This window comes from Methylobacterium sp. J-070, assembly GCF_022829385.1.
Taxonomy (GTDB): Bacteria; Pseudomonadota; Alphaproteobacteria; order Rhizobiales; family Beijerinckiaceae; genus Methylobacterium.
The window spans coordinates 16,374-39,600 of sequence record NZ_JAKSXX010000017.1 but is presented as its reverse complement, the minus strand read 5'-3'; the positions used below and the strand labels follow the sequence as shown (position 1 = coordinate 39,600).

Sequence of the window (23,227 nt, the reverse complement as noted above, 5' to 3'; positions counted from 1 at the left end):
GTTGATCGCCACCGACTTGCCCGAGCCGGTGGTGCCGGCCACGAGCAGGTGCGGCATCCGCGCGAGGTCGGCGATGATCGGCTCGCCGCCGATGTTCTTGCCCAGGCACAGGGCCAGCTTGTGCTTGCTCTCGGCGAAGTCCGTGGAGGCCAGGAGCTCGCGGAGATACACGGTCTCGCGCTTGGCGTTCGGCAGCTCGATGCCGATGGCGTTCCGGCCCGGGACCACCGCGACGCGGGCCGAGACCGCCGACATCGACCGGGCGATGTCGTCGGCCAGCGCGATGACGCGGCTGGACTTGGTGCCGGGCGCGGGCTCGAGCTCGTAGAGGGTCACGACCGGGCCGGGCCGCACCGCCAGGATGTCGCCGCGCACGCCGAAATCGCCGAGGGTCGCCTCGAGCAACGTGGCGTTCTGCTCCAGGGCATCCGCCGAGACCAGGCTCGCCTGCGAGGGGCCCCGGGGGGCCGTCAGCAGGTCGAGGGCCGGCAGGGCGTAATCCTCGGGATGGACCGGCGGCACGGGAGCCCGGCGGGCCGGCACGGGCGCGGCGGCCGGCGGGGCGACCCGGGAGGCGGCCGGCGGCTCGGGCCGCGACGGGATCTGGCTCTGCGGAGCCGCGAACGCGTCCGCGTCGTCGTCATCGTCGTGCGGGGGCGGTGCCCGCCGGATGGCCGCGGGCTGTGCGGCCGGCCCGTCCGGCGCGTCGAAGACGGGCTCGCGCCGGTCCGACGGGGGCCGGACATCGTCGGGGAGATGTTCGGCCCAGGGCAGGTCCGCATCCGTGAAGGCGCGCCGGGCCGCCAGGGCCGGCGAGGCGCCGTCGAAGGGCTCGGGCCGGCCCGACCGCCACCCGGCGATGCGGTCCGCCACCGCGACGCGCAGGCCCATCAGGCCCTGCGCCAGGGCGCCGACCCCCACGAGGCCGAGACCCGGCTCGTCGGCATCCTCGCGCTCGTCGCGGCCGGATTCGCGTCCCCGCGGGGCCTGCCGCCGGACGGGATAGGGGTCGTCGTGAAGCGCGTCCTCCTCCACGACGCCGAAGCGGCAGGCGCCGGTCAGGCTGAGGATCGCCACGGCGGCGTAGCCGAAGCCGACCAGGTGGGCGGCCGCCGACGAGACCGCCCCGACGATCACCCGCGCCATCGACAGCAGGCCGTCACCGGCCACGCCGCCGAGGCCGGTCGGCAGCGGCCAGCGCGTCGTGGGCGGGAGTGCGCTTGCCACCGCGCTCGCCGCGCAGAAGCCGATGATCCAGAGGGCGATGCGCAGGCCGCCCTCGGGCAGGGTGCGTTCCCGCATCAGCCGCACGCCCCAGAGCACCGGCGGCAGCACGAAGGCCAGGGAGCCGAGCCCGAGGATCTGCATGGCGAGATCCGCCACCACGGCGCCGGGCTGGCCGAGCACGTTGTGGGCGGCATGGTCGGTGGCGTGGTTCAGGCTCGGGTCGTCGATCGACCACGTGGCCAGCGCCACGGTCAGCGCCACCGCGCCGGAGAACAGCACGAACCCGCCGAGTTCCGTCAGGCGCTTGCCCAGGAACGGGCGGACGCTGTCGACGAAGGTGTCGTAGGGCGATGCGGGACGGCGAAGCGAGCGCATGCGGGACCGGACGCAGAACGGGGACTTACCCGAGAGGCTAGGCACGGCCGCCTTAACGAGCCGCTAAGGTTGAGGAAGGCTGAGCGGTGCCGGTCCCGCACATCCCCGGGGGCCGGGCGCGGCGGGACTCCGGAGGGTGCAAAAACCGTCCCGCTGTGGCACAGGACCGACCATGAACATCGACGGCCAGCCCTATCGCACGATCTTCCCCGACCCGGACGGCGTCAGCGTCCAGGTGATCGACCAGACCCGCCTGCCCTTCGCGTTCGAGCTGAAGCGCCTCGCCACGCTGGACGACGCCGCTGTGGCGATCCGCACCATGATCGTGCGCGGCGCGCCGCTGATCGGCGTCACCGCGGCCTACGGGCTGGCGCTCGCCATGCGGGCGGATCCGTCGATGGACGGGATCGACCGGGCGGTGGCGGTGCTGGCCGCGACCCGCCCGACCGCGATCAACCTGCGCTGGGCGCTGGACCGGGTCTCCGCCAACCTGCGGCAGGTCCAGCCGGACGAGCGCTTCGTCCGCGCCTTCGGGGAGGCCGGCCGCATCGCCGAGGAGGACGTGGCGAGCTGCCGCGCGATCGGCGCCCATGGCGGCCAGATCATCGCCGACCTGCACGCGGCCAACGGCGGCCGGCCCGTGACCGTGCTGACCCATTGCAACGCCGGCTGGCTCGCCGCGGTGGATTGGGGCACCGCGCTGGCGCCGATCTACGCCGCCCACGCGCGCGGCGTGCCGGTGCACGTGCTGGTCGACGAGACCCGGCCGCGCAGCCAGGGCGCGGCGCTCACCGCCTTCGAGCTCAACGGCCACGGCGTGCCGCACACGGTGATCGCCGACAATGCCGGCGGGCACCTGATGCAGCACGGGGGCGTCGACCTGTGCATCGTCGGCTCGGACCGGACCACGGCGCGCGGGGACGTGTGCAACAAGATCGGCACCTACCTGAAGGCCCTGGCGGCCCACGACAACCGCGTGCCGTTCTACGCGGCGCTGCCGTTCTCGACCATCGACTGGACCCTCGACGACGGCGTGAAGGAGATCCCGATCGAGGAGCGCGACGGGCGCGAGGTCTCCCACATGACCGGGCGTCTTGCCGACGGCGGCTTCGCCACGATCGAGGTGGTCTCGCCGGGAAGCCCCGTGGCCAACCCCGCCTTCGACGTGACCCCGGCCCGGCTGGTGACCGGGATCATCACCGAGCGCGGCGTCTGCGCGGCGAGCCGTGAGGGGCTGTTCGGGCTCTATCCGGAGCGCCGCAAGGCGGCGTGATTCAGGTCTTCGCGGCGTAATACAGGTCTTCGCTAACCTGCGCTCCCGCGGTGCTTGCTCAAAGGCAGCAGGCGCAGCGCACTGAGCGCCCCGCATCGCCGCTGGCAGGAGTGCCTTCTTCGGGCTAGGTCTCCTCCGCGCGCCGGGGGCGGCGATGGGCAGGCTCGCGCGGATCGGAAACGTAATTGTCCGGATCATCGCCGGCGATCATCTGCCCCCGCATTTCCACGCCATCGGGCCGGATTTCGAGGCGTTCATCGTGATCGAGACGCCGGAGATGTTCGGGGCGACCTCCCACCGCGCGCGCGCCGGGAGGTGATGACGTGGGCCGCGGAGAACCATGCCGCGCTCGTTGCCGAAAGGAATCGCGTGAACCCACGCTTCCCCGTGGCGGGGGGATTTCGGTCATGATGCAATCCTTGTCCCGGATCTTGCCGTCTCGGCCGTGAGCGACACGGCGCCGCACGTCGCCTGGAAGGGCGGCGGCGAGGACGTGATCGAACGCGCCGGCTGGATTGCTCGGGCGAGTCCGGCCTTGGCACCGCTCATGGATCCGGCCGTGTTTCGCACGCCCGGACTGACGGATCACGACGCCGTGGTGTGCTGGGGCGACGAGGACGGAGATCTTGCGATCGACGCCTATCACCTGAACCTGCTGGCCCGGGAGCAACGCCCGTTCGAGGCGACGGACCTCGCAGCTTGGCAGGCGGACATGGCCGTGTCGAACCAGGAGGCTGCGGACCTGCTCCGCACGTCATTGAGCCCGTTCAACGCCTGGAAGGCGGGACCGAGAGCGGTGCCGGCGCAGGTGGCCATGCTGTGCCGGGCGATGGGGCGTGACCCGCTGTTCGTTCAGGCCCACTACCGGCCCCGCAAGGCCCGGCTCGCACCCGATGCGGCGTGAGCCGCCTCACCGCACCCCGGGCCGGCCCGATTCCGCGAGCTGCTGCGCCCGGGCGCCCTGCCGTTCGAACATCCAGCCCGGATATTCCGCCGGCAGGGCGCTCACCGCGTCGAGGGCGTCGAGCTCGTCGCCGGTGAGGCTGAGTTCGGTCGCCGCGATGTTGTCCTCCAGTTGGTCGAGGCGCTTGGCGCCGACGATGACGCTGGTCACCGCCCGGCGGTGCAGCAGCCAGGCCAGCGCCACCTGGGCCACCGAGACGTCCCGCGCCTCCGCGATGGTCCGCATAGCGTCGATGCAGGCCTCCGCCCGGGGGCGGTCGACCGGCGGGAAGTCGAAGCTCGCGCGCCGGCCCTCGCCGGAACCGCCGGCATACTTGCCGCTGAGCAGGCCGCCGGCGAGCGGGCTCCAGACCAGCAGGCCGAGCCCCTCCGAGTGCAGCATCGGGACGATCTCCCGCTCCAGGTCGCGTCCGGCGATCGAGTAGTAGGCCTGCACGGTCTCGAACCGGGCGAGCCCCGCCCGCGCGCTGATCCCCAGCGCCTTGACGACCTGCCACGCCGCCCAGTTCGAGACGCCGACATAGCGGACGTGGCCGTGCTGCACGAGGATGTCGAGGGCCCGCACCTGCTCCTCGATCGGCGTCGCCGGGTCGAAGCCGTGGATCTGGTAGAGGTCGATGTGGTCGAGCTGGAGCCGCTTGAGGCTCGCCTTGCAGGCGTCGATCAGGTGCAGGCGCGAGGCGCCCTTGGCGTTGGCACCGGGACCGGTCGGCCCGTAGCCCTTGGTGGCGACGACGACGCTGTCGCGCGGGACCTTGAGGTCGCGCAGGGCCTGGCCGGTGATCGTCTCGGAGAGGCCCTCCGCGTAGACGTCGGCCGTGTCGATGAAGTTGATGCCGGCCTCGAGCGCCCGCCCGACGAGGCGCCCGGCCTCCGCCTGGTCGAGGGCGCCGATCTGGCGCCACATCCCGGCGCCGCCCCCGAAGGTCATGGTGCCGAGGCAGAGTTCCGAGACGAACAGCCCCGTGGTGCCGAGCTTCTTTTGGTACATGCGCGCCTGATCCCGTCCGTGTCCCCGGCGACAACGCGCGACGCCCGGCCCGGTGCGCTCACGGCTCCCAGCGATGGAACACCGCGCTGTCGAAGGAAAAGACCGGCTCGCCGCGCTGGTTCACCCCGGTGTTGCGGGCAAACGCCAGCCCCCAGCCGGGGCGCGAGGCCGAGGCGCGCTTGTCGGTGAGCCTGGTGCTGAACCGGACCGTGTCGCCCGCATAGACCGGCTTGAGCCAGCGCAGGTTCTTGAAGCCCGGGGAGGGGCCGGCTTCCGGGACCGGGCCCCGGGCGGCCGTGTAGGCAGCGTCCCGGGCGCGGGTCGTGAGCATCCGGTTCATGTAGGCGGCGGCCGTGTGCCAGCCGGAGGCGCAGAGGCCGCCGAAATGGCTGCGCTTGGCCGCCGCGTGATCGAGGTGGAAGGCCTGCGGGTCGTAGGCGCGGGCGAAGGCCACGATCGCCTCGGCGCCGAACGGGTAGGCGCCGAGGTCGCGCACGGCGCCGATCTCGGCGTCGCGCAGGAACGGCAGGATCTCGGCGTCGTCCGGCTCGGTGACGGGACCGGGCTCGCCGATCTCGACCGGCCGCGGCGGCAGGGGATCGGTGCCGCGCCGGGCCAGCATGAAGGTGAAGCGCTGGGTCAGCACCGGCTCGCCGCGCGGGTTGCCGAGGGCGACCTCCGCGGTCACGAAGCCGAGCCCCGGCTTCGAGGCCGAGTCCCGGATCCCCGCAACCCGGAAGGTCAGCGTCAGGGCATCCCCCGGCAGGACCGGCGCGAGCCAGCGCAATTCGTCGATCCCCGGGGCGCCCAGCGAGGAGCCGCCCTTGAACGGCCCCTGCTGGAGCAGCCGCATGCCGAGCGCCGCCGTGTGCCAGCCCGACCCGATCAGCCGGCCCGCGAAGCTCGCTTCCGCGGCCGCCTCATCGAGGTGGAAGGGCTGGAAATCGAACTGCCTCGCGAAGCCCACGATGTCGTCGCGCGACACGGTCAACGGCTCGCCGACGATCACGTCGCCGACGGCGAAATCCTCGAGCGCGGGGTCGGGCATGGCGGGCTCGTCTCGTGGGTCAGCGGGGCATTGAGTCGGGATACGCCGTCTCTGCGGGCGGAGCCGGCGTCAGTTGGCGAAGCGGAAATGCAGCACGTCGCCGTCCTGCACCACGTACTCCTTGCCCTCCAGCCGCAGCTTGCCGGCATCGCGCGCGCCGGCCTCGCCGTTGAGCGCCGTGTAGTCCTTGAACGCGATGGTCTCGGCCCGGATGAAGCCCTTCTCGAAATCCGAGTGGATCACCCCGGCCGCCCCGGGGGCGCGGGTGCCCTTGGTGATCGTCCAGGCGCGGGCCTCCTTGGGGCCGACCGTGAAGTAGGTCACGAGGCCCAGCAGGTCGTAGCCGGCGCGGATCACCCGGTTGAGGCCGGGCTCGGCGAGCCCCACCGCCTCCAGGAACTCGGCCTGGTCGGCCTCCGCCATCACGGCGATCTCGCTCTCGATCTTGGCCGAGACCACCACCGCCACGGCGCCCTCCGCCTTGGCGCGGGCGAAGACCGCCTCCGAATGGGCGTTGCCCTTGTCGGCGTCGCCCTCGTCGACGTTGCAGACGTAGAGCACGGGCTTGGCCGTCATCAGCCCCAGGGACTGGAACAGCTTCTCCTCGTCGGGCTTGCGCTCCACCAGCCGCGCCGGCTTGCCGTCGCGCAGGAGCGGGAGCGCCCGGTTGACGAGGTCGAGGCTCTCCTTGGCCTCCTTGTCGGCGCCCTTGGCCTTCTTCTCCAGGGCGACGGCCCGGCGCTCCAGGCTGTCGAGGTCGGCCAGCATCAGCTCGGTCTCGATGGTCTCGATGTCGGCGGCCGGATCGACCTTGCCCTCCACGTGGGTGACGTCCCCGTCCGTGAAGCAGCGGACCACGTGGGCGATGGCGTCGACCTCGCGAATGTTGGCCAGGAACTGGTTGCCCAGGCCCTCGCCCTTGGAGGCGCCGCGCACCAGCCCGGCGATGTCCACGAAGGTCAGCCGGGTCGGGATGATCTCCTTGGAGGAGGCGATCCGGGCGAGGTCGGTCAGCCGCGGATCGGGCACCGCCACCTCCCCGACATTCGGCTCGATGGTGCAGAACGGGTAATTGGCCGCCTGGGCGGCCGCCGTCTGCGTCAGCGCGTTGAACAGGGTCGACTTGCCGACGTTCGGCAGGCCGACGATGCCGCATTTGAAGCCCATGGACTTAGTTCCGTTGAAGCACGTCGCCGGGCGACGCGCGGAAAGGGTTGATGAGGGTAAGGCCCTCGAACACGGCGCCGTGCGCCATATCCTCGGTCAGGACGTAGCGGCATCCGGCGAGCTGGGCTGCGGCCACGAGGAGGCAGTCGAACCACTGATAGCCGAGATTCTTGCGAACGAGCCACGCCAGTTCGGTGTCATCTGGATCGATCGGGCGCGCTCCCCAGGCCCCGAGCGTCTCGACCTCATCCTGGATGTCCCTCAGCGAACGTCCCGGCTCGTTCTTGAGGATCCAGCGCGTCAGTTCGTTGAGAACCTGAAGATTCGTACGGGCGCAGCCCAAATCGGTGATGGTAGCCAGCCACGCACGTGCGCGCTCACGCTTGTCTGCGTTTCGCTCATCGCGTGCGTAAACCAGAACATTCGTGTCGATGAAGATCGGCTCAATCGTAAAGTTCATCGCGCGAGGGTGCTTTGCCGTTCTCGTCCGTCAGATTCATGAGAGGACCGGCCAGGAAGCGCTCGAGCGCCTCTCGCTGCGTCAGCGGTCGGCCGACACGCTGCTCGACCGCCTCGGCGATGAAGCGCGACAGGCTCTTGCCGTCGCGCGCGGCGGCGACGCGCGCCCGCTGCAGCAAGGTCTCGCTCATCGTCACGGTGACGTTCTTCATGGCGGCCTCCGAGGCCGATCTATATCGTGTCCCCGTGTTTTCGTGTCAATTTCGCGCGCCCAGCGTCTTCACCTCGTCCCAGCCGCGGCCGGCCATGGCGAGGTGGACCTTGTTCTGGAAGCTCGCATCCTCGCCCGCCGCCAGCAGCGCGGCGTGGTCGGCCACCGCCCGGCAGAGATCCTCGACCCAGGGCTGCTCGGCCTTGCCGAAGTCGTTGAGCACGTAGGCATGCACCAGGGCCTTGTCGCCCGGGTGGCCGATGCCCAGCCGCACCCGGCGATAGTCGTTGCCGCACTGCGCGGTGATCGAGCGCAGGCCGTTATGGCCGGCATTGCCGCCGCCGAGCTTCACCCGGAGCTTGGCTGGGGCGAGGTCGAGTTCGTCGTGCAGCACGATCACGTCGGCGAGCGGGATCTTGTAGAAGCGCTGCGCCTCCGAGACCGCGCGGCCGGACTCGTTCATGAAGGTCGAGGGCTTCAGCAGGATCGCCCGCTCCGGGCCGAGCACCACCTCGGCGGCCTCCCCCTGGAAGCGGTGGCGGAACGGGCTCGCCCGGTGCTGGCGGGCGATGGCGTCGACGGCCAGGAAGCCGATATTGTGCCGGTTGCCCGCGTAGCGCGCGCCCGGGTTTCCGAGGCCGACGATCAGCCGCATGGTGGTTGCATCCCCTTCAGGCCGCGGTCTGTGGCACGCTTCGGCGCGGGACGCATCCCTCGGTGCGGGCGCTCCCGGTGCGGGCGATCCGGCTGGCCGGATCCGGCCGCCTTCGGATGGCGGTGCCGGCCTTCGAGACCGAACGCGTCCCGCCGTGCGCCAGCGCACCGCAGCGCGCGAACCCGAGGCAGAGGATCTCCGTTGAGAGGTCACATTCGGCCAAGAAGAGCCGCAGCGATCAAGACCGCCGCCCAACAGAGCGCGACGACGATCTTCCTCAAGCGACGGGATTGACCGGATGACTTCCCGTTGAAGTCAGACGAAGACGTATAGGAGATCCTCATGACCATCCGCATGCTCGCCGCCGCCGCCCTCGTCGCCGCCGCCGCGACGCCCGCCCTCGCGCAGGGTCTGGATTCGAAGCATTCGCCCTACCCGGCCTCGGCCTATTCAGGCTGGGTCGGCAACGGCGCCCTGCTGCGGCAGGACACCGTCCGCGCCGAGCGGGCCCCCGCCTATCGCTACAGCGGCCCCCATGCCGGCGGCCCGGCCAACGCCCTGCCGCGGTTCTGACGAGGGCCGGGGTCCACGGACGATCCCGCGGGCCCCGCATCGCCTCCGAGACCGGCCCGATCGCGCCGCCGGAGCCTCAGGGCGTCCGGACGGATGGCCCGGGCACGATGCCGTCCGGATCCGCGTCCGCATGGCCGGTGGGCAGCGGCGCCCGGATCTCCCCCGGGCGCAGGGTCCCGACCAGGAGATCGACCTGGCTCACGAGCCGGACGAGCGACGGCCTCCGGTCGAGGTCGGGCCGCGCCGGCAGGGGCCGGTCCGCCCCGAGCGCCGCCAGGGTGGCGGCGATCCAGGCCCGCCACACCTCCGCCTCCGGATCCACGGCCTCGGGGGCATGCCGCAGCACGGTGAGCCGGGCGCTGATCCGGCGCAGGGTCGCGTCGGCCACGAGGGCGGATTCCACCTCCGGATGGCGGCCGGCCCGGGGCTGCTGCAGCGCGCGCGACAGGGCGGCCTCCAGGTCGTTGAGGCCGAGGCCGGCGGCGCGGGTCCGGGCCAGGATCGCGGCCTCGCGGGCTTCCCCGGCCGGGGCGAGCAGGACCGCCTCCGCGAAGCCGGCATGGGCCTTGAGCGCCCGGCGCAGTTCCTGGCGGACCTGATCGGGCTCCCAGATCGGCCAGAGCACCAGGCAGCTCGCCACCGCGATCAGCCCGCCCAGCACGGTGAAGCCCGCCCGCATGGCGACGATCTCCCAGGAACTGTGGCCGGGCTCCAGGAGCTCGACCAGCAGCACCACGAGGGGCGTCAGGCAGGCGACGAAGAAGCCGTAGGAGATCTGGCGCGCCGCGAAGCCGACGATGCTGAGCACCAGGATCAGCCCGGCCTCCGCGAGGGGCGTGGTGGCGTAGTAGGCGAGCCCCGCGCCCACGAGGCCGCCCAGCACGGTGCCGCCGATCCGCTCCAGGGCCCGCTGCCACGTCGCCGCGTAGAAGGGCTGCATGGTGAGCACCACGGTCATCACCAGCCAGTGGGTGAAGGCGCCCGCGTAGGTCAGGGTGGCGGCGAGCGCCGGCGCCGCGACCGCGCTCGCCCGCAGGGCGTGGCGCAGGTTCGGCGAGGCCAGGGTGAAGTTCTGCCGCAGGGGCCCGACATAGCGGGTCCACCGGTCCAGGCTGCCGCCCTCCGTGAGCGTGCCCCCCGGCCGGTAGCCCTCCGGGGTCGAGAGCTTGGCGCCGATGCGCACCCGCCCGACGATCCGCCCGGCGAGGGCCGCCAGGGTCGGGTCCGCCGACAGGCCCTCCGCGGCCCGGGTGATGGAGTGTTCCAGGCGGGCGAGGTCGAGGCTGGCATCGTCGCGGATCGCCCGGGCGATGGTCACCAGGAGCGGCCGCAGCCGCCGCAGGAACAGCTTGGCCAGCGCCCGGCGCTCCGGTCCGGGCCGGCTGTCGATCAGTTCGCCGACCGCGATCAGGGCGGAAAAGATCTGCTCGGCGCTCTCCAGGCGCAGCAGGGCCTGGCCGGTGCGGTCCGAGACCCGCTCCCGGGAGCGGGCGAGGTCGAGGATCATCGTCCGGGCGGTCTCGATGCTGGCCCGCACGCCCCGCCGGTGGTCCCGGGCGTGGCCGTCGAAGGCCTCCGCGTCGGGTTCCGGCAGGGCGACGAGGCGCTCGAGGTCGCCGCAGAGCCGCGCGAGGCCGCGCCAGACCTCCGCCACCGCCCGGTGGGCGGGCCGGTAGGGATGCAGCCGCCAGATCACGAGCGCCAGGAACGTCGCCCACAGGCCGCCCGCCGCGAACATCGCCACGGTGGTGGCGGCCTGCGCCAGGGTCAGCGGCCGGTCGAGGGCGATGCACAGCACGACCACCAGCACGTTGCCGGCCGCCTGCGCCTGCACGCTCCAGACCCGGGCATACGAGCAGGCGAAGATCAGCGCGCAGGCGGCCGGGACGACCACGAGGAGCCCGTGGGGCTGCAGCAGGCCGAGCCCGGCCCAGAGCAGTCCGCCCAGGATCGAGAAGGCCGTGAGGACGCGCAGCCGCGTCCGCATCGGCCCGCCATTGTCGCAGAAGCAGGCGAGGTTGGCGGCGAGCGCCATGGTGAGCAGGGGCGGCCACTGCACCCAGATGTTGATCAGGATGACGACGCCGAAGGCGAAGGCGGCGCGCACGCCCTCCACGAGCCGCACCCCGCGCAGATCGAGGCCTGTGGGCAGGCGCCGCAGGTCCGCGCCGGGGCGGCTGAGGCTGCCCCGCCCGGCCGCGAACCGGCGCCGGGCGGGATCGGTCGGGGATTCCATGGGACTGGGCGCAGGCAACCTCGGTCTCCAGACGCGGGCGCGGCGCCCCGGCATGAACCGTGCCCCGGCCTGTCCGGATCCCCCGGCCCGCGCAACCCCGGTCGGACCGGAGCGCAACCGCCGGAGGCCGCCCGGCCTCCGGGGCGGTTCGGGCGACGCGCTTGACCCTCGGACGGACCCGTGGCTTCTGGGGCCGCCTGGCCTCCCGACTCCGTAGCTCAGCTGGATAGAGCAGCCGCCTTCTAAGCGGCAGGTCGTTGGTTCGAGCCCAACCGGGGTCGCCAGCCCGCCGCCCGCCCGGGGGCGATGGAGCGGATCGCGTCGCGGTCCGATCGCCGCCAGACGCGTCTTGCCACGGGCTGCGCCCAGCCGAACCCGCCCGAATCCGGATTGCGGCTTCGGCCGTCGACGCGCCCGGCGCCGCCTGGCGACGGCGTGCCGGGGCTCAGCCCAGCGCCCAGAACAGCGGCAGGGCTCCGGCCAGGAACAGCGCGGACGAGACGAGCACGGCGGCCCCCTCGCGGTGACGGTGAAGAAGTGCGTGCGGGAACGCGAACATGACGCAAGCCGGATCGACGGGGGGCGCCTGGAGGAACGCTCCCGAATCGTGACCGAACAGGGGCGGTTCGGGGCACCCCGGGGCGATCCGCGGAGGCTGTCGTATCCCGGTCACAGCCGGCGCCCGGGCCCGGAGCGCCCGCCCGGCAGGGGCCGGCCCGGCGGCCGGCCCATCCGCCGGCCCATCCGCCGGCCCCGTGGCGTCACGCGAACATGTCGGGCTGGGTCTCGGCGATGTGGTTGTACAGCGTCTGGAAGTGCAGCCAGCCGATGTAGTCGCTGCCCACATGCTCGCGGCTGTAGCGGGCGGTCTTCTCCGACAGGAGCTGCGGCTTGATCCCGGTGGCCTCGACCAGGAGCTGCTGCTGGCAGGCGCGCTCCAGGGCGATGAACCAGAACGCCGCGTCGTCGATGCTGTGGCGCGAGCAGGTCAGCAGGCCGTGGTTCTGGTGCAGCACGCCGCGGTTGCGGCCGATCTGCTGGGCCACCGAGAGGCCGCTCTCCTTCTCCACCGCGACCGCCCCCGCCGAGGCGCCGATCACCGCGTGGCTGTTGTAGAAGGCCGCCGCGTCCTGGCTGATCATGTCCAGCGGCCGGCCGGTGGCGCACCACGCGGTGCCGTAGGTCGTGTGGGCGTGGCACATCGCCATCACGTCGGGGTGCTCGTCATGCACGGCGGCGTGCAGGACGAAACCCGCCCGGTTGATCGCGTGGCGCCCCTCGACCACCCGCCCCGCATGGTCGGCCAGGATCAGGTTCGACATCCGCACCTGCGAGAAGTGCACGCACATCGGGTTGGTCCAGTACAGCTCCGGACGCTCGGGATCCCGGATCGTCAGGTGCCCGGCGAAGCCGTAGTCGAACCCGTGCATCGCGAAGGCCCGGCAGGCGGCCACGAGGTGCTGCTTGCGGTACGTCCGCGCCTCCGCGTGGTCGGCGAAGTCCGGCATATCCGGGAAGATCAGGCCGGCCTGCTCGGGCTGGTAGATCGAGGTCCGCTTGCGGCCGGCATCGTCGGCGGGCAGGTCGAGGGCGGCCGCGGCGGCGTCGGCATGGTCGTCCAGCATGGCGTGTCCTTGTCGTCGGGCGGAAACGGAGGGTGGCGGGAACCGGTCGCCGGAACCGCGCCCGGTTGCCGGCGGCCGGCCCGCGGCGTCGCGGCTCGGGCCCGCAGGCCTGATGGCCGTCGCGGCGGCATGATCGGCAGTATCGTGCCGCCGACCCGCGTTGACAAACGACGATTTTTCACCTTTTTCATGAATCATATTCACGGATCGCCGCATGCGCCGGATCCCGAGCTTCCCCGCCCTGCGGGCCTTCGAGGCGGCGGCCCGTCTCGGCAGCTTCGCCCGGGCGAGCGCGGAGCTGCATCTCACCCCCTCGGCGGTGAGCCACCAGATCCGGGCCCTGGAGCGCTGGTTCGGGCGCCCCCTGTTCCGGCGGGCGAACCGCCAGGCGACGCTCACCGCCGAGGGCCAGCGCCTGCTCGCGGGGCTGACGCACGCCTTCGACGCGCTCGAGGCGGTCTGTGCCGAACTCGGGCCGCCGCCGCCCTCGTCGCTCGCGGTGCACTGCACGCCGAGCTTCGCGGCGAAGTGGCTCGGCCCCCGACTCCCGGCCTTCGTGGAGGCGCATCCCGGCATCGCCATCCGCCTGTCCACCAGCGCCGACCCGGTGGATCTCGGGCGGCACGAGGAGATCGACGTCCTGATCGCCTACGGCCGGCCCCCGCGCGGGCCCGGCGTGACCGTCGAATCCCTCGGGCCGGAGGAGATCGCGGCGTTGTGCACCCCGGAGGTCGCCCGGGCGGTCGGACCGGGGGGAGTCGGGCGCTTCACCCGGCTGGACTCGTCGTTCAGCCCGGTGCGGTGGCCGGACTGGTTCGCCCATAACGGCCTGCCGATCCCGACCGATCCGGGCGGCCCGGCCTTCGACCGGGGCTCGCTCGTGATCTCGGCGGCGGTCCAGGGGCTCGGGGTCGCGCTGGAGACCCTGCGGTTCGCCGACGGCGAACTCGGCGCCGGGCAGCTCGTGCGCCTCGGCCACGGCCGGGTCGCGAGCCTGTACCGGGACCTCCACTTCATCTGCTACCGCGACCGGGACGGGGCGCTGGAGAAGATCCGGGCCTTCCGCAGCTGGCTCCTGGACGTGGAGGCGGACAGCCGGGCGGGCCGGCCGGAGACGTCGGCCTGACGAGGGGGCCATCGGAGGGGGGGCGTGTCGTCCAGCCGGATCGTTTCCGACCAGGGCCGGTGCCCTGCGCCGTCGTCCCCGGGCGCGCCCGCGGCGGCCCCCGGGATGGCGGAGGCAGCCTTCGCAGGGCGCCTCGTCCAGGCCGTTGCGGTCCCTTGCGTGAACGTTCGCGCCTTCCGGTGGACGGGGCCGCCGCTAGGTGTAGGTCTGAGCGACGCGACAATGCGAGCGCGGCGGGGTCCCGATCCCGACCGGCCGTGAACCGCCCAGGGAGGGCCCACCATGTCCCTATTCGCCAAGCTGCAGCGGCGCGCCAGCGAGGGCCGGCCGGTCCGGGTCGGCCTGATCGGGGCCGGCAAGTTCGGCTCCATGTACCTGTCGCAGGCGCCGCGCACCCCCGGCATCCACCTGACCGCCGTGGCGGACCTGTCGCCCGACCGGGCGCGCGCGTCGCTGCGCCGGGTCGGCTGGGACGACGCCCGCTTCGCGGCGCGGGGACTGGAGGAGGCCGCGCAGGCCGGCACCACCTTCGTCACCGAGGATGCCGACGCGATGATCGCGAGCCCCTTCGTGGACATCGTCATCGACGCCACCGGCAGCCCGGCGGCCGGCATCCGCCACGCGCTCAAGGCCTTCGCGGCGGGCAAGCACATCGTGATGGTCAACGTCGAGGCCGACGTGCTGGCCGGGCCGCTGCTGGCACGCAAGGCCGCCGAGGCCGGGGTGATCTACTCCATGGCCTCGGGGGACCAGCCGGCCCTCATCGCCGAGCTGGTCGACTGGGCGCGCACCATCGGGCTCGCGGTGATCTGCGCCGGCAAGGGCACCAAGTACCTGCCGGCCTACCATGCCTCCACCCCCGACACGGTCTGGGGCCATTACGGCTTCAGCGAGAGCCAGGTCGCGGGGGGCGACTTCAACCCGCAGATGTTCAACTCCTTCCTGGACGGCACCAAGTCGGCGCTGGAGATGGCCGCGGTGGCCAATGCCTGCGGGCTCACCCCCCCGCGCGACGGCCTCGCCTTCCCGCCCTGCGGGGTCGACGACCTGCCGAGCGTCCTGCGCCCCGCGGCCGACGGCGGCTGCCTCACCGAGCGCGGCACCGTCGAGGTGGTCTCGTCGCTGGAGCGGGACGGCCGGCCGGTGTTCCGCGACCTGCGCTGGGGCGTCTACGCGGTGTTCGAGGCGCCGAGTCCTTACGTGCGCGACTGCTTCGCCCAGTACGGCCTCAGGACCGACGACAGCGGCCGCTTCGCCGCCACCTACAAGCCCTATCACCTGATCGGCCTGGAGCTCGGGATCTCGGTGGCCTCGATCGCGGTCCGCGGGGAGGCGACGGGTGCGACCGGCGACTGGCGCGGCGACGTGGCGGCCACCGCCAAGCGGGCCCTGCGGGCGGGGGAGCGGCTCGACGGCGAGGGCGGCTTCACCGTCTACGGCAAGCTGATCCCCGCGGCCGATTCCCTGGCGCAGGACGCCCTGCCGATCGGGCTCGCCCACAACATGGTCCTGAAAAACGACGTGCCGGCCGGCCGGGCCGTGCGCTGGAGCGACGTCACCTTCGACGACGGCCAGGAGGCGATCCGCGTCCGGCGCGCGATGGAGGATCTGTTCCGGACGGAATGGGGTGGCGCGGCCGGTTGATCCGGCTCCGGAAGACGGTATCGGCGTCCCACGCGCCTCCCTCCCCCGCAGAGGGGAGAGGGGCTCTGGCGGAGCCGTTCAGCCCCGCTTCGATGGAGATTATGTGACCATGCTGGCCCGCGGACGATCGGCACTGCGCCTCGCATCCCTCCTCACGGCGCTCGCCTGCGCGGGGCCGGCGCGGGCCGGCTGGACGGGGCCGGAGGCGCAAGCCCTCTTCGTCAACGAGGCGAATCCCAAGGGCTACAACTATGCCCCGAGCCTGATCACCGAGAACGGGACGACCGACATCTGGTGGTGCGGCCAGGGCAAGACCGACGTCATCTACCACCGCGCCTACGACCCCCGGACCGGATTCTCGCCGGCCCGGATCGTGTTCCAGCCGACGCCCGGCACCTGGAACCGGCAGTACGTCTGCGATCCGAGCGTGATCAAGGGCCGCTTCACCAACCCGGCCGACGGCCGGCCCTACGCCTACGCGATGTACTATTCCGGCGCCGACAACCTGCCGGGGAACAACAACCAGACCGGGCTGGCCTTCTCCAACGACAAGGTCACCTGGGTCGACTACCCGACCCCGGTGATCGCCCCGCTCAACCCCGTCGTCGCCCAGGGCACTTACGGCGCGGGGCAGCCGGCGAGCATCAACCTCGACGGACGGTCGAGCCTCATGGTCTTCACCACCGATCTGACCGGGCCGCAGGGCGTGGCCGGGTTCGGCGACCTCTACGTCCGGCGCACGGCCGACGGGGTGCATTTCGACGCCCCGGTGCGGGTGCCGAACCTGGCCGCCGACGGCACGGCCATCAACCCGAATTCCGACTTCGGCTACGATCCGGCGTCGGGCGAGGTCTACGTCATCACCGGCTTGCCCGGCCGCGACTGCGCGCGCACCGCCTGCAAGGACCCGGCCCGCAACCCCGACCGCGAGACCTACCAGATGGGTCTCTTCCGGATGCCCCTCAAAACCCTGCTCAGCGGCACGCCGGCGCGCTGGACCCCGGTCGGCACCCTGAACGCGGACGTGACCGGCTTCTATCTCAACCACAGCCCCGGCTTTCAGCGCGATCCCCGCGGCAGCCTCGCGCCGTTCCTGCCCGCCATCACGGTGTTCTTCTCGGGGGGCGACCCGTATCCCGGCACGTGGCGGATCGCCACCGCGACCCTGGATCCGGCCTCCGACCGCGCCCCCCTGAAGCGGGCGGTCGGGCCAGGCGGCCACTGGGTCACGACGGGCTATACGGCACCGGACTTCACGGTCGAGTCGACCCTCGGCTCGCTGTTCCTGCTGCCCCGGCCCGGCACCGCCAAGCTCATGAGCTGCGTGGCCGGCACCGACCATTTCCTCAGCCGGGACCCGACCTGCGAGGGCCACACGCCCCTGGGGCAGACCGGCTACGTCTACGCGGCGGCGCATCCGGGCAGCCACGCGCTCTACCGCTGCAACGCCGGCGGGCACGACCACTTCGTGTCGGTGGACGGCGGCTGCGAGGGGCAGGCCGCCGAGGGGCTCCTGGGCTACGCCCTCGACTGATCCGGGCACGGCGCTTCGCGCGCGATGACGGCGACGGCGCACATGCGCCCTCCCTCCCCCGCAGAGGGGGGAGGGAGAGGCGCGGAACCGTGCGCGCTCATTCTCCGAGGACGACGCGTGGATCCGGTCGTCCGCAGAGGGGGGACGGAGCGCGCCCGAGCCGAAAATCACCCTCACCCCGCGGCGAGCGCCTCCGCCTTCGCCCGCCCGCCGAGATAGGCCGAGCGGATCTCGTCGTTGGCCCAGAGCGATTCCGGGTTCCCTGAGAGGACCAGCCGGCCGGTCTCCAGCACGTAGCCGCGGTCGGCCACCGAGAGGCCCATCCGGGCGTTCTGCTCCACCAGCAGCACCGTGGTGCCGCGGCGGCGCACCTCGGCGATGATCGCGAACACCGCCTGGACGATCACCGGGGCGAGGCCGAGGGAGGGCTCGTCGAGGAGCAGGATCCGGGGCTTGGCCATCAGGCCGCGGGCCAGCGCCACCATCTGGAGCTGGCCCCCCGACAGCGTCCAGCCGAGCGCGTCGCCGAACCGGCGGATGTCCGGGAACAGGTCGAACATCGCCTCGACCTCGTCGCGCAGGGCCCGCTTGGCGAGGCCGGACCGGTTCGAGGCCCCCAGCATGATGTTCTCGCGCACCGTCAGGCCCGGGAAGACCCGGCGCCCTTCCGGCACGTGGGCGACGCCGAGGCGCACGATCGCCTCCGGCTTCAGGCCCTCCAGCGGCCGCCCCTCCAGCAGGATCGTGCCGGCGGCGGGCCGGACCAGCCCGGAGATCGCCTTCAGGGTGGTGGACTTGCCGGCGCCGTTGGAGCCCAGCAGGGTCACGACCTCCCCGGCGCCGACGGAGAAGGACAGGCCGCGCACGGCCTCGATCTCCCCGTAGCGGACCACGAGGTCGCGGATCTCGAGCAGCGGTGCGGCGGGCGTCGTCATCGCGGGACTCACACCGGTGCGAGGTCGGTCTTGAGGCTCGCCGCCGGCCCCGCGGTGGCGTCCTCGCCGAGATAGGCCTGGATCACCGCGGGCTCGCGCAGCACGGTCGCGGTGACGCCGTCGGCGATGCGGCGGCCGAAGTTCAGCACGGTGACGTGGCTCGCCACGTCGCTCACCAGCGTCATGTCGTGGTCGATGATCAGGATGGTCAGCCCCTTGGCGGCCATCCGGCGCAGGAGCACCGTCAGGGCGTTCTTCTCGCTGGAGTTGAGCCCCGCGGCGGGCTCGTCGAGGAGCAGCAGCACGGGGTTGCCGGCGAGCGCCCGGGCGATCTCGATCAGCCGCTGGTGGCCGTACGAGAAGCCCGAGATCGGCTCCTGCGCCCGGCCCTCCAGCCCCACGAAGGCGAGCGCCGCCCGGGCGCGGGCCTCCAGGGCGGCCCGGTCGCGGGCGCCGAGCGGGTTGTTGGGCCGCTCGGCCCCGATGACGACGTTCTCCAGGGCGCTCATGGAGCGGAACAGCCGGATGTTCTGGAAGGTGCGCCCGATCCCGGAAGCCGCCCGCCGGTGCGGGGGCAGCCGGGTGACGTCCTGCCCGGCCAGCCGGACGGTGCCGCCGGTGGGGCTGTAGAGACCCGAGAGGACGTTGAGCGTCGTGGTCTTGCCCGAGCCGTTCGGGCCGATCAGCGCGTGGATGCCGCCCTGCGCCACCGTGAAGCTCACCGCGTCCACGGCCTTGAGGCCGCCGAAATGCTTGGCGAGGCCCGACACCTCCAGCATCGGCGCGGCGGAGGCCGCGCCCTGGCTCAGGGTCAGTTCGGCGGCGGGGGTCGGGGCCGGGCGGGCGCGGCGCAGGCGCCGGACCTGGTCGCCGAGGAAGCCCCAGATCCCGTCGGGCATGAACACCACGATCAGGATCACCGCCAGCCCGTAGATCGCCAGGTAGAGCCCCGGGATCTCCTTGAGGAAGCGGAGCCATTCCGGGATCAGGATCAGCAGGGCCGTGCCGATCACGGCCCCCACCGGCGAGCCGACGCCGCCGAGGAGCGCCATCGTCAGGAAGACGATCGACTCGGCGAAGGAGAACTGGTCCGGGCTGATATAGGTGAAGCTGCCGGCGAACAGGCCGCCGCCGAGCCCCGCCAGCAGCGCCCCGAGGGCGAAGGCCGCCACCTTGGTGCGGTAGATGTCGATGCCCGAGACCCCCGCCGCCAGCTCGTTGTCGCGGACCGCCCGCATGGCGCGCCCGAGCCGGGTCCGCGGCATGTGCCAGACCAGCCAGCCGACCACCGCCAGCACCAGCACGCACAGGGCGAGGTAGCTCTGCCCGTCCGCGAACAGCGCCGGGCGGCGGATGTTCGGCACCCCGTCGGGCCCGTGGGTGACGGGGATCCAGTTGGTCAGCACCAGCGTCAGGATCTGCTGGAACGAGATCGTCACCATGGCCAGGTAATGGCCGCCGAGCCGCAGCGTGGAGGCGCCGAGCACGGCGCCCAGCACCCCCGCGAGGGCCAGTCCGGTCACGAGGCACAGCCAGAAGTTAAGACCCCCGTCGACCGTGCCGAGGCCGACCGCGTAGGCGCCGATCCCGAAGAAGGCCGCCTGGGCGAGGTTGATCTGCCCGCACAGGCCCAGCACCACCGTGAGCCCGATCACCGCGATGGCGTAGGTCGCCGCCTGCATCAGGATGTTGAGGGCGTAGCCGCTGAACGGCGTCGTCGCGGCGAGCGCCACCACGATGGCCGCCAGGGCCGCGTAGGCGAGGCTGCCCAGCGGCAGACGGCGGGGTGCGGGCGCCGGCGCCGCTGCGGCCGGGCCGGCGACGGGGGAGGGGGTGCCGCTCATGCCTTCTCCGCCACGCGCTCGCCGAACAGGCCCTGCGGGCGCACGACGAGGAAGACAATGAGGACCAGGAACGCGAACGCGTCCTTGTAGGGCACCGAGACGTAGGCCGCCCCGAAGGTCTCGATGATCCCGAGCGCCAGGCCGCCGATGATCGCCCCGGTGACGTCGCCGAAGCCGCCGATGATGGTGGCGGCGAAGGCCTTGAGGGCGATCGTGGCGCCCATCTGGATCGACACGAACAGCACCGGCGCCACCAGAATGCCGGCGATGCCGCCGAGCACCGCGCTGTACACGAAGGTCAGCATGATCATGCCGGCCACCGGGATGCCCAGGAGCGCCGCCATCTCCTTGTCCTGGGAGGTCGCCTGCAGCTTCTTGCCGACGAGCGTGTGCTCGAAGAACCAGTACTGGAACGCCACCAGGGCCGCCGTCACCGCGATGATCAGCAGGTACTGGCTGTCGAGGAAGACCGGCCCGAGCAGGAACCCCTGCGTCTCGAAGACGGGCGGCAGCACCTGCGGCTGCGGCCCGTAGAGGGCGAGCGTGGTGTTGGCGAGGAAGATCGAGGCGCCGATGGTCGAGATGATCACCGGCAGGTAGCTGCGGTGGCGCAGGGGATAGTAGACGCCCAGGTTGAACAGGGCGCCGAGCAGCGCCATCCCGCCGAGGGTGAGCAGGAGCGACAGCCAGTAGGGCCATTCGAGGTCGACGGCGAAGACCACCATCAGGAAGGCCGCCACCATCGAGAACTCGCCCTGCGCGAAGTTCACCACGTTGGTGGCGCGGAAGATCAGCACGAAGCCGAGCGCCACCAGGGCGTAGACGGAGCCGATGCCGATCCCGGTGAAGAGGAGCTGCAGGATCAGGTCCATGCGGTCCGCACTCTCATGTTCCTGTCGGGGGTTGGGCGGGTGTTCCTGGAGCCGGGCCCGCGCGTGGGCGGTTCATAACGGTCACACATCTGGGTCGGAGACGTTTCCGCGCGACTCCCCCCTCTAGGCGGGAGGGGAGGGCGCGTCGGCAGCGAACACGCGCATCTCACCCCTGGTAGAAGTCGATCCGCCGGTCGAAGGCGATGGTGCCCTTGTCGTTGCGCACGACGTTGTAGCCGTGCAGGCCGTCGCCGTTCTTGTCGAAGTTGTAGGTGCCCTCGGCGCCGTCATGGCCGCGCACCGCCAGGAGAGCCTCGCGGATCGCCTGCGGATCGGTCTTGCCCGCGGCGTTGATCGCCTTGGCCAGCACCGTGACCGCATCGAAGGTCCAGGACGACTGGTTGTCGGGCGCGACCTTCATGGCCGCCCGGTAGGCCTTGCCGTAGGCGCGGGCGGCCTCGCTCGATTCCTCGGCGTAGTCGGCCACCCCGTAGGTGCCGTACAGCGACGGGCCGGCGAGCTTCAGGGCGGTGACGTTGGTGATCGACGGGGAGCCGACCCAGGGCGCGGTGACGCCGAGCTGGCGCAATTGCCGGGCGAAGATCCCGATGTCGTTCTCGAAGGTGAAGTAGGAGCCGATCACGTCGGCGCCCGATTGGCGGATCGCCAGCACCACCGGCGTGAAGTCCTGGCTCTGGTTGGTGTAGCCCTGGTCGAGGGCGACCGTGGCGCCGCCCTTGGCCAGGCTCTCGGCCAGCGCCTTGGCGCCGCTCGTGCCGAAGGCGTCGGTGGAGTGGATGATCGCCCACTTCTTCTTGCCCAGCCCGGTGACGCCGTGCTCGGCGATCACCCGGGCCGAGAAGCTGTCGTTGGGCCGGAAGCGGAACAGCCAGGGATTGCCGAGCTGCGTCAGAACCGGATCGGTGCCGCCGAAGCAGACGGGCTTGCCGGTCTTCAGGATGTCGGGCGCCATGGCGTGGTTCTGGGTCGAGCGGATCGAGCCCAGGAAGCCCACGAGGTCGCTCTGCGAGGCGAGCTTGGAGAAGGCGAAGACCGCCCCCGGATTGGTGGTCTGGTCGTCCTCGGTGACGATCTCCAGGGGCTTGCCCAGCACCCCGCCGGCCTTGTTGACCGCCTCCAGGGCGATCCTGGCGCCGGCGAGCGCGTAGCGGCCCGCATCCGCGCCGGGCCCCGTCACGGGGAGCACCATGCCGATCCGCACGGTCGACCCGGCGCCCTGGGCGCAGGCCGAGCGGATCACCCCCGGCGCGAGGCCGCCCGCGACCGCGGATGCGGCACCGGTCAAGAAAACGCGGCGCGTCGTCCTCATTGGCGTATCCGTCCCTTCGCCGATGCTGAGGCCCGGCGTTGGCGGGGATGCTCCATGCCGGATGCCGCCCTGTCCATCCCGCCGGGCGCCCGAGCTTCACGGAAATGAGAGGATGGCCCGGGATCGTCACTCGGGATCGTCACGGGACGGCGGGCCAGGGATGGGGGGCTCATCGGGACGCGATGAAAGGCTGCGCTTCGCCGCGCTTCCCGCCGGGGGATACACGGTTCGCACTTCAGGGCTCGAAGGGCGCGACGTCCGCCCCCTCTCCCCGCAGGCGGGGCGAGGGGTTTGCGCGGCCGCCGTCGGTGCAACGTCATCCGCCGCAGGCCGCGAGCCCGTGCCACTCGCGCTCTGACGCAGGGAGAAGGCCGGAGGCCGGATCGCAGCCGGGCCGGAAGTGATCGACGCTGAATATTGTATTCTTACAAAGTCGTCCCGAGGCGACATCCGGATCGCACTGTCATCGCGGCATTCGGGCACCGGCTATTCGGGTGGACAGGCGCCGGAGCACACGCTTTAATCGTCCAAAATCGAGATTGTCCCCGTTGAAGGGGCAGGCGCGGACACATCCGCCGGGAGGAACGATGAGGCTCGTGGACAGGCGCACGCCGGTCGACCGGCGGAGTTTTCTCAAGGGTGCGGCCAGCGCCGCACCGGCGGCCGCGCTGGCCTCCGGCGCGGCGCTGGCGACCGCCGATGCCTGGGCGGAGGGCGCGCAGGCGCTGACGCCGCACGGCCTGAAGACCCTGGTGCTGATGGCGCGGGACATCTACCCGCACGACCAGCTCTCGGACCAATATTACCGCACCGCGATCCTCCCCTGGGACGCCAAGGCGGCCGGGGATGCCGACACCCGCGCGCTCCTCGAGGACGGCGTGGCCGGCCTCGACGCCGCCGCCAAGGCCCGGCACGGCCGGCCCTACATCGACGTCGGCTGGGAGGACGACCGGGTGCCCCTGCTCCGGGGCATCGAGTCGGGCGCCTTCTTCAAGACGATCCGCGCCGATCTGGTCGTCTCCCTCTACAACCAGAAGCCGCTGTGGCGGAAGCTCGGCTACGAGGGCTCCTCGGCGGAGCATGGCGGCTACCTGGAGCGCGGGTTCAACGACATCGACTGGGTCGACAAGGTCTGAGGG

The 23,227-nt window shown here is 72.1% G+C and carries 20 protein-coding genes, 1 tRNA gene and 1 pseudogene; 9 read left to right on the top strand and 13 right to left on the bottom strand.

Annotated features, from left to right (window positions below; all coding sequences use genetic code 11):
- Positions 1 to 1,602, bottom strand: a 1,602-nt coding sequence (locus tag MKL01_RS00645) for a DNA translocase FtsK (protein ID WP_243903312.1), incomplete at its 3' end; no start/stop codon positions are given.
- 172 nt (positions 1,603 to 1,774) lie between these two features.
- Between MKL01_RS00645 and mtnA the strand changes: the two genes are divergently transcribed.
- From mtnA to MKL01_RS00630, 3 genes are all read left to right on the top strand, one after another.
- Entirely contained in the window at positions 1,775 to 2,875 is a 1,101-nt protein-coding gene (mtnA, locus tag MKL01_RS00640; protein WP_243903311.1) for an S-methyl-5-thioribose-1-phosphate isomerase, read from the top strand.
- Positions 2,876 to 3,029: 154 nt separating this feature from the next.
- Positions 3,030 to 3,194, top strand: coding sequence for a DUF4160 domain-containing protein (locus tag MKL01_RS00635; protein ID WP_243903310.1), 165 nt, complete (start codon positions 3,030 to 3,032; stop codon positions 3,192 to 3,194).
- 126 nt (positions 3,195 to 3,320) lie between these two features.
- Positions 3,321 to 3,779, top strand: coding sequence for a hypothetical protein (locus MKL01_RS00630; RefSeq protein WP_243903309.1), 459 nt, complete (start codon positions 3,321 to 3,323; stop codon positions 3,777 to 3,779).
- Between the two features lie 6 nt (positions 3,780 to 3,785).
- Here the strand turns inward: MKL01_RS00630 and MKL01_RS00625 are convergent, their stop codons facing one another.
- The 6 genes from MKL01_RS00625 to pth form a co-directional block, all read right to left on the bottom strand.
- On the bottom strand, positions 3,786 to 4,829 hold the full coding sequence (locus tag MKL01_RS00625; protein WP_243903308.1) for an aldo/keto reductase: 1,044 nt from the start codon (positions 4,827 to 4,829) through the stop codon (positions 3,786 to 3,788).
- 58 nt (positions 4,830 to 4,887) lie between these two features.
- Positions 4,888 to 5,877, bottom strand: coding sequence for a MaoC family dehydratase (locus MKL01_RS00620; RefSeq protein WP_243903307.1), 990 nt, complete (start codon positions 5,875 to 5,877; stop codon positions 4,888 to 4,890).
- Positions 5,878 to 5,946: 69 nt separating this feature from the next.
- Positions 5,947 to 7,044 (bottom strand): redox-regulated ATPase YchF, encoded by a 1,098-nt coding sequence (gene ychF, locus MKL01_RS00615; protein WP_243903306.1) that lies wholly within the window; start codon positions 7,042 to 7,044, stop codon positions 5,947 to 5,949.
- A 4-nt stretch (positions 7,045 to 7,048) separates the two neighbouring features.
- Positions 7,049 to 7,504 (bottom strand): PIN domain-containing protein, encoded by a 456-nt coding sequence (locus tag MKL01_RS00610; protein ID WP_243903305.1) that lies wholly within the window; start codon positions 7,502 to 7,504, stop codon positions 7,049 to 7,051.
- On the bottom strand, positions 7,488 to 7,715 hold the full coding sequence (locus MKL01_RS00605; protein ID WP_243903304.1) for a hypothetical protein: 228 nt from the start codon (positions 7,713 to 7,715) through the stop codon (positions 7,488 to 7,490). The genes MKL01_RS00610 and MKL01_RS00605 overlap by 17 nt, the downstream gene beginning before the upstream one ends.
- A gap of 45 nt (positions 7,716 to 7,760) precedes the next feature.
- Positions 7,761 to 8,369: an aminoacyl-tRNA hydrolase gene (pth, locus tag MKL01_RS00600; protein WP_243903303.1), complete on the bottom strand. Its 609-nt coding sequence runs from the start codon at positions 8,367 to 8,369 to the stop codon at positions 7,761 to 7,763.
- A gap of 342 nt (positions 8,370 to 8,711) precedes the next feature.
- Here pth and MKL01_RS00595 point away from each other — a divergent pair, with 342 nt between their 5' ends.
- The gene (locus MKL01_RS00595; RefSeq protein WP_243903302.1) at positions 8,712 to 8,942 is read left to right on the top strand and encodes a hypothetical protein; all 231 of its coding nucleotides are present in this window, start codon (positions 8,712 to 8,714) and stop codon (positions 8,940 to 8,942) included.
- A 76-nt stretch (positions 8,943 to 9,018) separates the two neighbouring features.
- On the opposite strand, the gene MKL01_RS00590 is transcribed toward MKL01_RS00595, so the two are convergent.
- The gene (locus MKL01_RS00590; protein ID WP_243903301.1) at positions 9,019 to 11,178 is read right to left on the bottom strand and encodes an FUSC family protein; all 2,160 of its coding nucleotides are present in this window, start codon (positions 11,176 to 11,178) and stop codon (positions 9,019 to 9,021) included.
- A gap of 207 nt (positions 11,179 to 11,385) precedes the next feature.
- Between MKL01_RS00590 and MKL01_RS00585 the strand changes: the two genes are divergently transcribed.
- Positions 11,386 to 11,462: transfer RNA gene (locus MKL01_RS00585), tRNA-Arg, on the top strand.
- A 477-nt stretch (positions 11,463 to 11,939) separates the two neighbouring features.
- On the opposite strand, the gene MKL01_RS00580 is transcribed toward MKL01_RS00585, so the two are convergent.
- Positions 11,940 to 12,803, bottom strand: a complete 864-nt coding sequence (locus tag MKL01_RS00580; protein WP_243903300.1) for a class II aldolase/adducin family protein — start codon at positions 12,801 to 12,803, stop codon at positions 11,940 to 11,942.
- A gap of 214 nt (positions 12,804 to 13,017) precedes the next feature.
- On the opposite strand from MKL01_RS00580, the gene MKL01_RS00575 reads away from it, so the two are divergent.
- The 3 genes from MKL01_RS00575 (at position 13,018) to MKL01_RS00565 (ending at position 17,107) form a co-directional block, all read left to right on the top strand.
- Positions 13,018 to 13,929, top strand: coding sequence for a LysR substrate-binding domain-containing protein (locus tag MKL01_RS00575; RefSeq protein WP_243903299.1), 912 nt, complete (start codon positions 13,018 to 13,020; stop codon positions 13,927 to 13,929).
- Positions 13,930 to 14,211: 282 nt separating this feature from the next.
- Positions 14,212 to 15,573, top strand: a complete 1,362-nt coding sequence (locus MKL01_RS00570; RefSeq protein WP_243903298.1) for an NAD(P)H-dependent oxidoreductase — start codon at positions 14,212 to 14,214, stop codon at positions 15,571 to 15,573.
- 109 nt (positions 15,574 to 15,682) lie between these two features.
- Positions 15,683 to 17,107 carry a hypothetical protein gene (locus MKL01_RS00565; RefSeq protein ID WP_243903313.1) on the top strand — a complete coding sequence of 475 codons (1,425 nt, stop codon included), beginning with the start codon at positions 15,683 to 15,685 and terminating at the stop codon, positions 17,105 to 17,107.
- A 173-nt stretch (positions 17,108 to 17,280) separates the two neighbouring features.
- Here MKL01_RS00565 and MKL01_RS00560 read toward each other — a convergent pair whose 3' ends face one another.
- The 4 genes and pseudogenes from MKL01_RS00560 to MKL01_RS00545 all read right to left on the bottom strand — a co-directional run bounded on the left by MKL01_RS00560 (position 17,281) and on the right by MKL01_RS00545 (position 22,088).
- A complete protein-coding gene (locus tag MKL01_RS00560; protein WP_243903297.1) occupies positions 17,281 to 18,042 on the bottom strand; it encodes an ABC transporter ATP-binding protein in 762 nt (253 codons plus the stop codon).
- An 8-nt stretch (positions 18,043 to 18,050) separates the two neighbouring features.
- Positions 18,051 to 19,886 (bottom strand): ABC transporter permease subunit, encoded by a 1,836-nt coding sequence (locus MKL01_RS00555; protein WP_243903296.1) that lies wholly within the window; start codon positions 19,884 to 19,886, stop codon positions 18,051 to 18,053.
- A gap of 107 nt (positions 19,887 to 19,993) precedes the next feature.
- Positions 19,994 to 20,758: pseudogene (locus MKL01_RS00550) on the bottom strand (branched-chain amino acid ABC transporter permease); the annotation flags it as partial.
- A 166-nt stretch (positions 20,759 to 20,924) separates the two neighbouring features.
- Positions 20,925 to 22,088 (bottom strand): ABC transporter substrate-binding protein, encoded by a 1,164-nt coding sequence (locus MKL01_RS00545; protein ID WP_243903294.1) that lies wholly within the window; start codon positions 22,086 to 22,088, stop codon positions 20,925 to 20,927.
- Between the two features lie 587 nt (positions 22,089 to 22,675).
- Here MKL01_RS00545 and MKL01_RS00540 point away from each other — a divergent pair.
- Positions 22,676 to 23,224: a gluconate 2-dehydrogenase subunit 3 family protein gene (locus tag MKL01_RS00540; RefSeq protein ID WP_243903293.1), complete on the top strand. Its 549-nt coding sequence runs from the start codon at positions 22,676 to 22,678 to the stop codon at positions 23,222 to 23,224.
- Positions 23,225 to 23,227: the final 3 nt, after the last annotated feature.